Annotated in this window: 14 protein-coding genes; 6 read left to right on the top strand and 8 right to left on the bottom strand. The window is 59.9% G+C overall.

Features of this window, described 5'->3' with window-relative positions; translation table 11 throughout:
* Positions 1-24 precede the first annotated feature (24 nt).
* From benD to QPL95_RS06280, 7 genes are all read right to left on the bottom strand, one after another.
* Positions 25-804 (bottom strand): benzoate diol dehydrogenase BenD, encoded by a 780-nt coding sequence (gene benD / locus QPL95_RS06310; protein ID WP_303290155.1) that lies wholly within the window; start codon positions 802-804, stop codon positions 25-27.
* Entirely contained in the window at positions 801-1,829 is a 1,029-nt protein-coding gene (gene benC / locus QPL95_RS06305) for a benzoate 1,2-dioxygenase electron transfer component BenC (RefSeq protein WP_303290154.1), read from the bottom strand. The genes benD and benC overlap by 4 nt, the downstream gene beginning before the upstream one ends.
* 20 nt (positions 1,830-1,849) lie before the next feature.
* Complete coding sequence (gene benB / locus QPL95_RS06300) at positions 1,850-2,341, bottom strand: benzoate 1,2-dioxygenase small subunit (protein ID WP_303290153.1); 492 nt, start codon at positions 2,339-2,341, stop codon at positions 1,850-1,852.
* Positions 2,338-3,723 carry a Rieske 2Fe-2S domain-containing protein gene (locus tag QPL95_RS06295; protein ID WP_303290152.1) on the bottom strand — a complete coding sequence of 462 codons (1,386 nt, stop codon included), beginning with the start codon at positions 3,721-3,723 and terminating at the stop codon, positions 2,338-2,340. Before QPL95_RS06295 ends, benB begins: the two co-directional genes overlap by 4 nt.
* Before the next feature lie 116 nt (positions 3,724-3,839).
* Positions 3,840-4,781, bottom strand: coding sequence for a catechol 1,2-dioxygenase (gene catA, locus QPL95_RS06290; protein WP_303290151.1), 942 nt, complete (start codon positions 4,779-4,781; stop codon positions 3,840-3,842).
* A gap of 72 nt (positions 4,782-4,853) precedes the next feature.
* Complete coding sequence (gene catC, locus QPL95_RS06285; protein ID WP_303290150.1) at positions 4,854-5,144, bottom strand: muconolactone Delta-isomerase; 291 nt, start codon at positions 5,142-5,144, stop codon at positions 4,854-4,856.
* A gap of 50 nt (positions 5,145-5,194) precedes the next feature.
* Positions 5,195-6,325, bottom strand: coding sequence for a muconate/chloromuconate family cycloisomerase (locus QPL95_RS06280; protein ID WP_303290149.1), 1,131 nt, complete (start codon positions 6,323-6,325; stop codon positions 5,195-5,197).
* A gap of 105 nt (positions 6,326-6,430) precedes the next feature.
* On the opposite strand from QPL95_RS06280, the gene QPL95_RS06275 reads away from it, so the two are divergent.
* Complete coding sequence (locus QPL95_RS06275) at positions 6,431-7,333, top strand: LysR family transcriptional regulator (protein WP_303290148.1); 903 nt, start codon at positions 6,431-6,433, stop codon at positions 7,331-7,333.
* A 17-nt stretch (positions 7,334-7,350) separates the two neighbouring features.
* On the opposite strand, the gene QPL95_RS06270 is transcribed toward QPL95_RS06275, so the two are convergent.
* Positions 7,351-8,130, bottom strand: a complete 780-nt coding sequence (locus QPL95_RS06270) for an IclR family transcriptional regulator C-terminal domain-containing protein (protein WP_303290147.1) — start codon at positions 8,128-8,130, stop codon at positions 7,351-7,353.
* Between the two features lie 198 nt (positions 8,131-8,328).
* Here QPL95_RS06270 and QPL95_RS06265 point away from each other — a divergent pair, with 198 nt between their 5' ends.
* Genes QPL95_RS06265 through QPL95_RS06245 form a run of 5 tightly spaced genes read left to right on the top strand, consistent with a single transcriptional unit; the run spans position 8,329 to position 13,306 of the window.
* Entirely contained in the window at positions 8,329-9,144 is an 816-nt protein-coding gene (locus QPL95_RS06265; RefSeq protein ID WP_303290146.1) for a CoA transferase subunit A, read from the top strand.
* 5 nt (positions 9,145-9,149) lie between these two features.
* Complete coding sequence (locus tag QPL95_RS06260) at positions 9,150-9,932, top strand: CoA-transferase subunit beta (RefSeq protein ID WP_303290391.1); 783 nt, start codon at positions 9,150-9,152, stop codon at positions 9,930-9,932.
* A gap of 8 nt (positions 9,933-9,940) precedes the next feature.
* Entirely contained in the window at positions 9,941-11,143 is a 1,203-nt protein-coding gene (gene pcaF, locus QPL95_RS06255; RefSeq protein ID WP_303290145.1) for a 3-oxoadipyl-CoA thiolase, read from the top strand.
* Positions 11,144-11,180: 37 nt separating this feature from the next.
* On the top strand, positions 11,181-12,494 hold the full coding sequence (locus QPL95_RS06250) for a short-chain fatty acid transporter (RefSeq protein WP_303290144.1): 1,314 nt from the start codon (positions 11,181-11,183) through the stop codon (positions 12,492-12,494).
* Between the two features lie 23 nt (positions 12,495-12,517).
* Positions 12,518-13,306: an alpha/beta fold hydrolase gene (locus tag QPL95_RS06245; protein WP_303290143.1), complete on the top strand. Its 789-nt coding sequence runs from the start codon at positions 12,518-12,520 to the stop codon at positions 13,304-13,306.
* Positions 13,307-13,339 lie beyond the last annotated feature (33 nt).

Raw genomic sequence — 13,339 nt, 5'->3', positions numbered from 1 at the left:
TTTTGTATTCGGACCTGGGTTGTTTTAGCCGCAGTCGCCTCCGGCGACCGGCAGGATGGTCCCGGTCATGTAACTGGCGGCGTCTGACGCCAGAAACAGGATCGGCTCGGCCTGCTCATCCAGGGTGCCGTAGCGGTGCATAAAGCTGCTGGTATTGGTCTGGTCGATCAGAGTCTGGTACCAGGCTTTCTCCTGTTCGCCCTGGGCCTCGGTGTTGCGGGGGATCAGCCGGGGTGGTGCTTCGGTGCCGCCCGGCGCCGTTGCGTTCACCCGGATACCCTGTTCGGCGTATTCAAAGGCCAGGTTGACCGTCAAGGCATTGACCCCGCCCTTGGCGGCGCCATAAGGCACCCGCATCAGGCCACGGGTGGCAACCGACGAGACGTTCACAATCGCGCCGCCCTTTTGCTCAACCATGTAAGGCAGCACCGCCCGGCAACACCACAAGGTGGGAAACAGCGAGCGCTGGATTTCCTTCTGGATCTGCTCCGGCTGGTAATGTTCGAACGGCTGGGCCCAGATGGTGCCACCCACGTTGTTGATCAGGATGTCGATGCGACCATACTGCGCGTGGGCTTTCGCCATCACCGTTTCTGCGCCTTCCCAGGTTTCCAGGTTGGCCTGCACGGCCAGGGCTTCAGCGCCCTGGTCACGCAGTTCCGCGGCTACGCCCTGCACCACATCAGCGATGTCCACCAGCACCAGGCGACCACCCTCGGCGGCGGCCAGTTCGGCCACCCGCTTGCCAATGCCCTGAGCCGCGCCGGTGATCACCATCACTTTGTTGGTAAACCGGGCGCTCATGCCACCTTCTCCTCGACCGCAGTCACGCTCGGGGTGAACTTCTCGTAGTGGAACGAGTTCGGCTCGATGCCCTGGTCGCGGAAGTAACCCAGTACCGCGTCCACCATCGGAGGCGGCCCGCACAGGTAAACGTCCACGTCGCCGTCGTTCAGTGGCGCGCCTTCCATGTGATTGGTGACATAACCCTTGCGGGGATGACTGCTGTCGTCGCTGGCGACCACGGTGGCAAAGGTGAAGTTGTCCAACTCGGCGGCAAAGGCCTCAAGAGCCGCCACGCACACCAGGTCGTCGTCGTTGGTCACGCCGTAGATCAGGTGCACCGGCTGATCACAGCCGTTGGCCTTGAGGTGCTCCAGCATCGACAGGAACGGCGCCAGTCCGGTGCCGCCGGCCAGCATCAGTACCGGGCGCGCGACCGGGCGCAGGTAGAAGCTGCCCATCGGTCCGGTCAGGGTCAGCTCGGCACCGGTTGTGGCAGTGCCTACCAGGTAACTGCTCATCAGACCACCCGGCACGTTGCGAATCAGAAAGCTGAGGTCGCGGCTACCCGGCTTCGAGCTGAACGAGTAGGCCCGGGTTTCCTGGGTGCCTGGCACCTTGATGTTCATGTACTGGCCCGGCAGAAAGCCCACATCGGCAGCGGCAGTGACTTTCAATTCAATCGCGGTGGAAGATATCAGGTTGACCTCAGCCACGGTGCCCGCCACTTCCGCAATACCGGTCTTGCACATGGTGGATGCCACAGGGATTTCCACCACACAATCACTGGAGGGCACCATCTGGCAGGTCAGGATCTTGCCCTGTTCGGCTTCTTCGTCAGACAGCGCTTCGTCGATGTATTCCTCGCCCAGATCGAAATCACCCTGGCGGCAGGAACCCTTACAGGTTCCGCATACGCCGTCAGAACAATCCATGGGCAGGTTGATCTGGTTGCGATAGGCCGCATCCAGAACGGTTTCACCTTCATTGCAGGCGATAAAACGGGTAACGCCATCTTCAAAGTTCAGTGCGATGTTGTAGCTCATGATGATGCTCTCCCCATCCATTACAGGTGATAGATATCAATCACCTGATTGATGTAATCGTTATTCAGGATGACCTTCTTTTCGGAAATCAGCGGTTGCTCGCCACTGACATCCAGCGTGTAGAAGGAGGTGCCAAAAAACGTCTGGGTTTTGTGGTACCGGTGGCTGTTGGTCTGCCAGTTGAAGCGCAGTTTTACCGTGTCGCCTTCCTGTTCCAGAATTTCCAGGTTGCTGGTCATGTGCGTGGTGCGCGGCTCGGGCATCGAGCTGGCACCGGAGCGCTCGGTCTTGATGCGGTAAACACGGTCTTCCAGGCCTTGACGGTTCGGGTAATAGATCAGCGAGATCTCGGTCTGCGGATCTTCCGTCAGCTGGTCTTCGTCATCCCAGGACGGCATCCAGTAAGTGACATCTTCGTGGTAGCACTGCAGCCACTGATCCCACTGACGGTCGTCCAGCAGACGGGCTTCGCGGAAAACAAACGCCTGGATCTGTTCAAAGGTCATGCTCATGCGGAAGCCTCCTCTGACGAAACGGTAGAGAGAGAAATAAAACGCGCGCGCTCGGTGTCGATGGCTCTGGTCATCTCTTCCACCCAGTGCTGATGGTGGGTCACGTACAGGCCTTCGTCTTCCGGCTTGGCACCACTGAGAATGGGCTTGAGGCCAATGGCCTTGGCGCCTTCGTCCGGGCCTTCAATCCAGTGCTTGGCACCGCGGCTCATGTCGTTCCACTTCAGGCCGCTGGCTTCGTAGCCTTCCTGACAACCGCGGAACTCCTCGAGGTCATCCGGAGTACCCATGCCACTGACGTTGAAGAAATCTTCGTACTGGCGAATACGCTTGGCACGGTCAGCTGCCGGCTCGTTCTTCGGTGCCCAGCAGTAGATGGTGATTTCGGTCTTGTTCACGGAGATCGGCCGCAGCACCCGGATCTGGGTGGAGAACTGATCCATCAGGTACACATTCGGGTACAGGCACAGGTTCTTGGTGGTGCGCACGATAGAGTCCGCACGGGCTTCACCAAACTGCTCTTCCAGACGCTTGAGCTGACCGAACACCGGACGGACTTCCGGGTTCATCAGGCGAGTCCACAGCATCATGTGGCCGTTCTCGAAGGAGTAGAAGCCGCCCTCGTTGGACCAGCTCTTGGCGTCCACGGCCTCGGTGCCGCCCTTGTCGTAGTTGCGCTGGCCCATGGTGGACAGGTAGTTCCAGTGCACGGTGCCCACGTGGTAGCCGTCGGCGCCGTTCTCGGCGGTCAGCTTCCAGTTGCCTTCGTAGGTGTAGGTGGACGCGCCACGCAGCACTTCCAGGCCGTCTTCCGCCTGATCCACGATGTTGTCGATGATCTTGGTGGTTTCGCCCAGGTACTCTTCCAGCGGCAGCACGTCGGAGCTCAGGCTGCCGAACAGGAAACCACGATAAGAGGCAAACTTCGGCAACAGCTTGAGGTCGTGGGAACCGTCGGTGTTGAAGCTGTCTGGGTAGCCGCCCTTCTTCTGGTCACGGGCTTTCAGCAGTTTGCCGTCGTTCTTGAAGGTCCAGCCATGGAACGGACAGGTGAATGAGGTCTTGTTACCACGCTTCTTGCGGCACAGGGTGGCGCCACGGTGAGAACAGGTATTGAGCATCGCCTTGAGCTCGCCATCCTTGGTACGGGTGATGACAACCGGTTGGCGACCTACGGTGGTGGTGAAGTAGTCACCCGGATTTTCCACCTGGCTTTCATGGGCCAGGTAAATCCAGTTGCCTTCGAAGATGTGCTTCATCTCCAGGTCGAACAGCTCCTGGTCGGTGAAGATGCTGCGGTCACAGCGGTAATGGCCGGTTGTCGGGTCGGCTTCTACCGCCCCGCGGATCTGCTTTTCAAGTCTGTCGAGTTGGCGAGTCATGTTCGTCACTCCATCTTGTTGTTGTGAAGACCGTTTTCCGGGCGCGAGGGGCCCCTGGCCGGCCCGCCTGAGCGGGCCGGTCGGATCACAAAACGTTTCGATTAAGGGTTCGGGACTTAAGCTGCTTCGCCTTCCAGGGCACGCTTGCGCTCGTGGCGATCCTGCAGCTCAGCCTTGTCGGTAGAGACCAGCTGGATGTTGAATTCCACTTCGGTAAACGGCTTGCTGAGGCCAAACTGTTCGGCCTTGGCCGGATCTTCGATTCGGTTGGCTTCCACCACCAGTTCTTCGCGGGTCGCGAAGGCGAAATCGTCGTAGGTGTACTCATCACCCGCCAGGTTGATCTGGGTGGTCAGGTGCTTGTAGCCCGGCTTGGAGATAAAGAAGTGAATGTGCGCCGGACGACGGCCATGGCGACCAAGCTGGTTCAGCAGCGCCTGAGTGGAACCGTCGGGCGGGCAGCCATAGCCTGCCGGAATAATAGACTGGGCGGTGTAGCGACCATTCTCATCAGTACGGATGCGGCGGCGCAGGTTGTAGTCACTCTGGGACTGGTCGAAGTAGGAATAGTTGCCCATGGTGTTGGCGTGCCATACATCCACCACGGCATTGACCAGCGGATTGCCATTCTCGTCAGTCACCTGACCGGTCAGGATCATGGTTTCGGCGCTGTTGTCAGAGCCATCGTCCATGCGGGCAAAGCCTTCATTCATCGGGGCGCCAGCGACGTACAGCGGGCCTTCGATGGTGCGCGGGGTGCCGCCGGCCAAGCCGTTGGCTTCGTCTTCGGCATCCATCCGGATGTCCAGGTACTTGTCCATACCCAGGCCCGGGGCCAGCAGAGCGGCTTCCCCGTTCTTGCCCAGATCACCCACGTAGTAAACGGCCTGCCAGAATTCTTCTGCGGTCACATCAAAGTCTTCAACAATCTGGAAAATGTCGTGCATCACGCGGTGAACAATTTTTTTCACACGCTCATTACCACCTTCCTGGTTAAAGCCAGCGACTTTTTCCAGCAGGTCTTTCACTTCGGCGGTATGCATGGTTTTAATGGTCATTGTTGATCTCCTCGGTCCTGTTATTGTTGTTGCCCAAGTACATTCATCCGTTGGCAACAGGGTGTATCGTGATTAACGGTCGTCTTCACGGATCGAAGACGGGTGCCGGCACAGAGGCGCGACTGTGATGTCCATATAAGGGAACAGCGGCAACTGGCTGATCAGGTCCTGTAATTCGGCGTTGTCGGCAACATCAAAGATGCTGACGTTGGCGTAGCTGCCAGCGACCCGCCACAGATGGCGCCACTTGCCCTGCTGCTGCAGATCCTGGGCGTAGGCTTTCTCCCGGGCCTTGATGTCTGCCGCTACGTCGGCGGGCATGTCGTGAGGGATATTCACCTTCATCTCAACTTTGAACAGCATGTGCTTTCCTCCGTCTGTTGAACTTTTGCGTACTGATGCCTGACCGGCATTCAGCCCTTGCGGCGATAGTGAGCGAGCTTGTCCTCGTCAATCTCAACGCCCAGGCCTGCGCCGGTCGGCAGATCCACGCCGTTGTCGTGGAAGCGCAGCGGTTTGACTACGATGTCGTCTTTCATCAGCAGTGGGCCGAACATCTCGGTGCCCCAGTGCAGGGTTTCGAGCGTGGACCAGGCGTGCAGGGCAGCCGCGGTGCCGATCGTGCCTTCCAGCAAGGTTCCGCCGTACAGGCCAATACCGGCAGCCTGAGCAACCATGGCCTGTTCCAGAGCGCGGGCGGGGCCGCCCGCCTTGGCAATCTTCATGGCAACGGCACCGGCGAAGCCGGCGGCGGCCAGGCTGTACATATCCTTGGCGTCGGCTACCGCTTCATCGGCGAGAATGGGCAGATGAAACTTCGAGGACAGGCGCACCAGCGCGGCGTAATCCTTCATCGGCGTAGGCTGTTCCACCAGGTCGATACCGGCCGCTTGCAACTCGGCCATGCCCTTGGCGGCCGTAGCTTCGTCCCAGGCCTGATTGACATCCACCCGAACGCTGGCCTGGTCGCCGACAGCTTCTTTAATAGCGGCAACGTGGCGGACGTCGTCCATCACCGGGCGCGAGCCGATTTTCAATTTGAAGTCACAATGACGGCGAGCGGCGATCAGGCTAAGGGCCTCATCGATGTCTTTGGCGGTATCGCCGCTGGCCAGGGTCCAGAGCACCGGAATGTGTGCATGTACGGCACCGCCGAGCAGGTCTGATACCGGGCGATTCAGCCGCTTGCCCTGCAGGTCAAGCAATGCCGTTTCAATGGCAGATTTGGCCAGACTGTTGCCCCGGGTGGAGCGGCCCAGCATTACCCTGAGAGTATTGATGTTGCCGGCAGGCTGACCAATCAGTTGCGGTTTGAAATAGGTATCAATGGTAAGCTTTACACTTTCCGGGCTTTCCGGGCTTTCCGGGCCGTAGGCCAGGCCGCCGATGGTGGTTGCCTCACCAAGGCCTTCGAGCCCGTCCGAATCCTTCATTCGCACGATCACCATGGTTTGAACCCCCATGGTTGTCATCGACAGCTTGTGCGGCCGGATGGTCGGGATATCAACCAGGATGGTTTCAAGGGACTCGATGGTGGCGGACATGTGCTCTCCGAATAACAGGTAAAAGATCTGTGATTCGAACAGTACGAAGTTTCACGAGCGTGAACCAATATTGATTAAGTAATAACCGATACCCTGGAGGTATGGATGGAGCTGAGACACTTGCGGTACTTCGTTGCCGTGGCGGAAGCGCGCAACTTCACCCGGGCGGCAGAAAAACTGTTTATTGCCCAGCCACCGCTTACCCGGGCCATCAAACAGCTGGAAGAGGAAGTCGGAGCAGAACTGTTTATCCGCAAACCCCGGGGCCTGGACCTGACCGCCGGCGGAGAATACTTTCTCGGGCAGGCGCAGCAAATTCTCGACAAGGTGGCCGCCACGGTCGACGACACCCGGCGCATTGCCGAACATCGCAAAACCGTTTTCTCGATCGGTTTTGTACCATCGGTGTTTTACGGCCAGCTGCCTTTGATGGTGCGCCGGTTACGCCAGAACAAAAACCTGGAGATTATTCTTCACGAGCTGAAGACCCGGGAGCAGGTCGAAGCCCTGAAGTCCGGCAAGATCGACATCGGCTTCGGTCGCCTGAGAATAGAAGACCCGGATGTCGAACAGGAAAACCTGTTTGACGAACCGATGATTGCGGCGATTCCGGCATCACACCCCTTAACCCGTCATCCGCCATCACTGAAAGAACTGTCTGAAGTGCCAATGATTACCTTTCCGGCCGGGCCCGGGCCTAACTTCGCGGACATCACCCAGGGGCTGTTCCATCGCCGGGGCTTACGAGTGCACGTCATTCAGCAGGTCAACGACGTTCAAACGGCGTTGTCACTGGTGGCTTCCGACATGGGTTTTACTCTGGTTCCAGAACAGGTACGGCGACTTCAGCGGGAAGGCGTGGACTACATGCCTCTGGAAGACGACAACATCACCACGCCTGTGATTGCCTCCCGGCGCCGGGGCGAGAATCCCAACGCCGTGATGCGACTGACCAACACCATCCTGGCGGAATTAGTGGAGAACCGGTTGACCGGCCGTTATCCGTAGCCAGTGAGCCGGGTTCGCTAACGCGTTGCCCGACTCACTGCTTCGGCCGCCTTCTGCAAACGGGGCAAATACACGGTTTTCAGGGTATTCATATCCACCCGAGCGGCGTTGGTACTGATGTTCAGGGCTCCCAGCAGTTCACCGCCGCCAGAGAATGCCGGCACCGCCACCGACCGAAGCCCAAGGTCCAACTCCTGATCCACCACCGCATAGCCCTGCTGCCGGGCCAGTTCGATTTGTGCCCGCAACCGGCCTTTATCCGTGACGGACGATTCCGTGAAACGCTCCAGTGACACCCGCTCCAGAAACTCGTCCAGCTCGCTGGGTGACAACTGGGCCAACAACACCCGACCCATGGAGGTGTAGGCCGCCGGCAGCCGGGTGCCCACAGAAAGCGTAATCGCCATCAACCGGTGCCGGGCGGCAGAGCGCACCACGTACACCACATCCTGACCATCCAGTACCGCCAGCGAGGACGACTCCCCCAGTTCTGCAGTGATGTCTTCCAGATACTGCTGGATTACCGCCCGGTACTGATTTGAGGCCTGGTAGGCATAGCCCAGCTGCAACACCCGCGGCGTCAGTTCAAATTGTCGACCGTTGCGTTTAACAAAGCCCAGGGCGTGCAACGTGAGCAGGAAACGCCGGGCCTTGGCCCGGTCCATGTCGGTGCGCACCGCCACTTCACTCAGAGTCATCCGTGGGTGCTCGGCATCAAAGGCCTGCAACACCTCCAGCCCCGAGGCCAGTGCCCCCACATAATCCCGGTCTCCGGGTTTGAGAGTCTGTTCGTCCATTCCGGCTCCTTTTGCGCCCCTTACAGTCAGTTGCAGCGCATAGTATCAGTTAGTTCGCACCCCGAACATCCGTGCATTTTTACAATCTGATGAAAATTTGTACTTGACGATAGAAAACCAATCGCGCCATTATGTTCGCATATAAAACATATATTCGTACAACGAACATTTCAACAACAGCACGATGGAGACACTGCGATGGCTGAATTCCTCTCCCTCCAGGAAGCGGTGAGTCAACACATCAACAACGGCGACACCGTGGCGATGGAAGGCTTCACCCACCTGATCCCGTTTGCCGCTGGCCATGAAATCATCCGCCAGGAAAAACGCGATCTGACCCTCATCCGCATGACCCCGGACCTGATCTACGACCAGATGATCGGTGCCGGCTGCGCCAAAAAGCTCATTTTCTCCTGGGGTGGTAACCCCGGTGTCGGCTCCCTGCACCGTCTGCGGGATGCCGTGGAAAAGGGCTGGCCCAATAAACTCGAGATCCTGGAGCACAGTCACGCGGCCATGGCCAATGCCTATGAAGCCGGTGCCGCCGGCCTGCCCCTGGCGGTGCTGCGTGGTTACGTTGGCAGCGATCTGCCCAAGGTGAACGACCAGATCAAGTTCATCGAGTGCCCGTTCACCGGCGAACGCCTTGCTGCCGTACCGTCAGTTCGTCCGGACGTCGCCGTGATTCACGCCCAGCGGGCTGACCGGAAGGGCAACGTGCTGATTGAAGGCATTGTGGGCATCCAGAAGGAAGTGGTGCTGGCCGCCAAGCGCAGCATCGTGACGGTAGAAGAGGTGGTAGACGATCTGGGCGCCTCGGTAAACGCCTGCGTACTGCCGTCCTGGGCCGTCACGGCGATCGCCGAGGCCCCCAGAGGGGCCAGCCCGTCCTACGCCCTGGGTTATTACGAGCGCGACAACGCCTTCTACAAAGCGTGGGATGGCATCGCCCGTGACCGGGACACCTTCCTGAGCTGGCTGAAAGACAACGTTTTCGAAAAAGGAGCTGCGTGATGAGCCTGGAATTTACGTCTTCCGAAATGATGAGCGTCACTGCCGCCCGCGCACTGACAAATGACATGACCTGCTTCGTCGGTATTGGCCTGCCCAGTGAGGCCGCCAATCTGGCGCGCCTGACCCACGCGCCCGACGTTACCCTGATCTACGAATCCGGCACCTTGCAGACCAAACCGGACGTTTTGCCGCTGTCCATCGGCGACGGCGAACTGTGCGAATCCGCCCTGACCACCGTCTCCGTGCCGGAAATGTTCCGTTACTGGCTGCAGGGCGGCCACATCAGCGTTGGTTTTCTTGGCACCGCCCAGATCGACCGATTTGCCAATCTGAACACCACGCTGATCGGTGACTACCGCGCGCCCAAGGTACGCCTGCCCGGCGGTGGCGGCGCTCCGGAAATTGCCACCAACGCGAAAGAAGTGTTCATTACCGTCAAACACTCCAAGCGCACCTTTGTGAAAGACGTGGACTTCATCACCACCGTCGGCTTCGGCCGTGACGGCAAAGCCCGGGATAACGTGCCCAATATCGGCCGTGGCCCCACCGTGGTGATCACCGACCTGTGCATCCTCAAGCCGGACCCGGACACCAAAGAATTGGTCGTCACCTCACTGCACCCGAACGTCACCCGCGAAGACGTGATCGAAGCGACCGGCTGGGAAATCCGGTTCGCGGACCAGTTGGCCACGACGCCAGAGCCGACTGCCAAAGAACTGGAGGTGCTGCGTGACCTGAAAGCCCGCACCGATGCCCACCATTCCGCCGCGCAATCCGGCCAACAGTGAGGTCTGCCATGACTGACGTCTATCTTTGCCACCCCCGCCGCTCGGCCATCGGCCGCTTCGGCGGCACCCTCGCCAGCGTGCGCCCGGACGATCTGGCCGCACACATTTTTAAAGCCGTACTGGAACAGGCACCGGAGCTGGACCCTGCCGCCATCGAGGAAGTGATGATGGGCTGCGCCAACCAGGCCGGTGAAGACAACCGCAACGTGGCCCGCATGTCTGCGCTGCTGGCCGGTTTGCCCACTTCCGTCCCCGGCACCACCCTGAACCGCCTGTGCGGCTCTGGAATGGACGCTGTGGGCACCGCTTTCCGGGCGATTCGCGCCGGCGAAATGGAGCTGGTACTGGCCGGCGGCGTGGAATCCATGTCCCGCGCGCCCTACGTGATGGGCAAGGCCGATTCCGGGTTTTCCCGGGGCCAGAAAATTGAAGACACCACCATCGGCTGGCGCTTTGTGAATCCGCTGATGAAAAAGCAGTACGGCATCGACTCCATGCCGGAAACTGCTGAGAACGTCGCCGAACAGTTTGGCATCTCCCGGGGAGATCAGGATTTGTTCGCCTTCCGCTCTCAGCAAAAAACCGCCCGGGCACAGCAGGAGGGCGTGTTCGCTGAAGAAATCGTGCCGGTGACGATTCCCCGCCGCAAGCAGGAGGCTCTGGTATTCGACACCGACGAGCATCCCCGCAGCACCACACTGGAAAAGCTGGCTGCGCTGCCTGCTCCGTTCCGCGACGGCGGCAGCATCACCGCCGGCAATGCCTCCGGCGTGAATGACGGCGCCGCCGCCATGCTGGTCGCCAGCGAAGCGGCGGTAAAGCAGCACGGCCTGAAGCCGATGGCGAAAATTCTGGGCATGGCCACCGCTGGCGTCGAACCCCGCATCATGGGCATCGGCCCGGTGCCAGCGGTGCGCAAACTGCTGGAAAAACAGGGCCTGACCATCGCCGACATCGATGTGATCGAGCTGAACGAAGCCTTTGCCGCTCAAGGTCTGGCGGTCCTGCGGGAACTGGGCATCGCCGACGACGACCCCCGGGTAAACCCCAACGGCGGCGCCATCGCCCTGGGTCACCCGCTGGGCATGTCTGGTGCGCGCCTGCTGCAGACCGCCGCCCACCAACTCCACCGTACCGGTGGCCGTTACGCCCTGTGCACCATGTGTGTCGGCGTCGGCCAAGGGATTGCCACACTGATTGAGCGGGTCTGAGACCCGCCGAATTCACAACTAACAACAGGTTTCCCTGATGGAAGCGATAACCAACTTCTCCGTTCGAATTGTTCAACGCTACCTGCCCAGCGCATTTGTCCTGGCCGTCATCCTGACTGCGATTGTTTTCGTTCTCGGCATCACGGTATCCAGCCAGTCCCCCATGGACATGGCCGGCTACTGGGGAGATGGCTTCTCCAAGCTGTTCACCTTCGGCATGCAAATGGTTCTGGTACTGCTGACCGGCTATGTGCTGGCACTCACGCCTGCGGTTCAGGCCATGCTCACCGGGCTGACCAAACACGCCAACACTCCCAGGCAAGCGCTGGTGATCACCATCGTGGTCAGTTTTGTCTGTTACTACCTGAACTGGGGCTTCGGCATGGTTGCGGGTGCCATTCTGGCCCGGGAGATGGGCCGCCGGGTGGCGGTTCACTTCCCGCTGATTGTCGCGGCCGCCTATGGCGGTGAACTGGTGCGCGGGCCCTCCACGTCTATTCCGCTGGTTATCGCCACACCCGACCACTTTATGGAAGACGCCATCGGCATTGTGCCGGTCAGCGAAACCCTGTATTCCAGCTGGAACATTGCACTGAACCTGGTCCTTCTGGTGTTGCTGGTTATATTCTTCCTGCTGCAAAAACAGCCCAAGCACATTATCCGCCTGCAAGCCGATGATGACGATGTGGAACCAGCACCGGTCAGCAAAGCCGGCCAAAGCCCTTCCGACCGCATTGAAAACAGCCGCTGGCCTACCCTGTTCCTGGGGCTTCTGGCCGCCTCTTACCTCGTAGGCAAGGTGATTGATCACGGTTTCAGCATCAACCTGAACACCATCATTCTGTTGTTCCTGGCCCTCGGTCTGATTCTGCACAGAAGCCCTGCGGCCTACCTGAAAGCTGCAGAAAAAGCCGTCAATGCAGGCCGTGGCATCATTGTTCAGTTCCCTCTGTATGCGGGCATTGCCGGCATGATGACCAACGCCGGGCTGGTCACCCAGTTCTCGGAGGCCATCATTGCCGTTGCGACGCCCGAAACCTTCCCGCTGCTAACCTTCCTCTCGGCCGGCATGGTGAACTTCTTCATCCCGTCCGGCGGTGGACAATGGGCCATTCAGGGGCCGATCATGATGGAAGCCGCTGCCGCTCTTGGCGCTGACCCGGCACAGACCATCATGGCCTTCACCTGGGGTGATGGCTGGACCAACCAGATTCAACCCTTCTGGGCGTTGCCGCTGCTCGGTGTTGCCGGACTGTCTGCGCGCGACATCATGGGCTATCTGCTGATCTGGTTATTGATTTCCGGGGTGGCGATTGCAGGCACCTTTGTAGCGCTGTCGGTATTCGGCTAAGCACCGGTTAACAAGGAGACCCTATGTCTTTTGCAAAGATCAACCAGCGCACAGTGGCCTACAGGCTGCTGGGCGACACGGACAAACCCTTACTGGTGCTGGCTCACCCCCTGGGTATGACCCAGGCGGTATGGGACGACATGCTGCCCGCCCTGATGGGCAAGTTCCGGGTGTTGACCTGGGACCTGCCCGGGCACGGCGCCAGCAGCGCCTGGCCAGCGGACGCCGGTGATATCACTCCGGAGAATCTGGCCCAGGAAGCCCTGGCACTAGCCCGGGTGGCGGGCACAACCCGCTTCCACTTTGCCGGCACCTCCATCGGCGGCGCGATTGGCCAGCAACTGGTTGCCAAGCACAGCGATAGCCTGTTGTCCGCAACCCTGACCAACACCGGCGCCGTGATCGGCACTCCTGAAGCCTGGAACCTTCGGGCTGCAAACGTGCGGGAACGAGGGCTGACAGCCATGGCCGGCGACATCGTACCGCGCTGGTTCGGCCCGATAGCCTGCCAGGAACAACCGGCCCTGCTTGATGGCTGGAAAGTCATCATGGGCCGCGGTGATGACAACAGCTATGCCCTGTTGTGCGAAATGCTGGGCAGGGCAGACTTCCGGGAAAGCTTGCTGAACCGGGGCGTACCGTTGCTGTTGATCGGCGGTTCCGACGACCTCGCAACCCCGCCCGAATCGCTGAAGGCGCTGGCTCAAGCCTGCGGCACCGGCGATCCGGTTATCCTCGAGGGCGTTGGCCATGTTCCGTCGGTTGAATGCCCGGCACGGCTCACCGAGCTGCTGCTGAAACATCTGAGCTGACGTCGACAACCGGCACCTCAACGAAAGGCGGTA

The organism is Marinobacter sp. SS5-14b, assembly GCF_030541005.1.
Classification (GTDB): Bacteria; Pseudomonadota; Gammaproteobacteria; order Pseudomonadales; family Oleiphilaceae; genus Marinobacter.
This window is presented reverse-complemented; position numbering and strand designations above follow the sequence as displayed.

Coding starts and splice junctions, on each gene's coding strand:
- benD (WP_303290155.1), bottom strand. CDS start 804: ATGAGCGCCCGGTTTACCAACAAAGTGATGGTGATCACCGGCGCGGCT.
- benC (WP_303290154.1), bottom strand. CDS start 1,829: ATGAGCTACAACATCGCACTGAACTTTGAAGATGGCGTTACCCGTTTT.
- benB (WP_303290153.1), bottom strand. CDS start 2,341: ATGAGCATGACCTTTGAACAGATCCAGGCGTTTGTTTTCCGCGAAGCC.
- QPL95_RS06295 (WP_303290152.1), bottom strand. CDS start 3,723: ATGACTCGCCAACTCGACAGACTTGAAAAGCAGATCCGCGGGGCGGTA.
- catA (WP_303290151.1), bottom strand. CDS start 4,781: ATGACCATTAAAACCATGCATACCGCCGAAGTGAAAGACCTGCTGGAA.
- catC (WP_303290150.1), bottom strand. CDS start 5,144: ATGCTGTTCAAAGTTGAGATGAAGGTGAATATCCCTCACGACATGCCC.
- QPL95_RS06280 (WP_303290149.1), bottom strand. CDS start 6,325: ATGTCCGCCACCATCGAGTCCCTTGAAACCATCCTGGTTGATATCCCG.
- QPL95_RS06275 (WP_303290148.1), top strand. CDS start 6,431: ATGGAGCTGAGACACTTGCGGTACTTCGTTGCCGTGGCGGAAGCGCGC.
- QPL95_RS06270 (WP_303290147.1), bottom strand. CDS start 8,130: ATGGACGAACAGACTCTCAAACCCGGAGACCGGGATTATGTGGGGGCA.
- QPL95_RS06265 (WP_303290146.1), top strand. CDS start 8,329: ATGGCTGAATTCCTCTCCCTCCAGGAAGCGGTGAGTCAACACATCAAC.
- pcaF (WP_303290145.1), top strand. CDS start 9,941: ATGACTGACGTCTATCTTTGCCACCCCCGCCGCTCGGCCATCGGCCGC.
- QPL95_RS06250 (WP_303290144.1), top strand. CDS start 11,181: ATGGAAGCGATAACCAACTTCTCCGTTCGAATTGTTCAACGCTACCTG.
- QPL95_RS06245 (WP_303290143.1), top strand. CDS start 12,518: ATGTCTTTTGCAAAGATCAACCAGCGCACAGTGGCCTACAGGCTGCTG.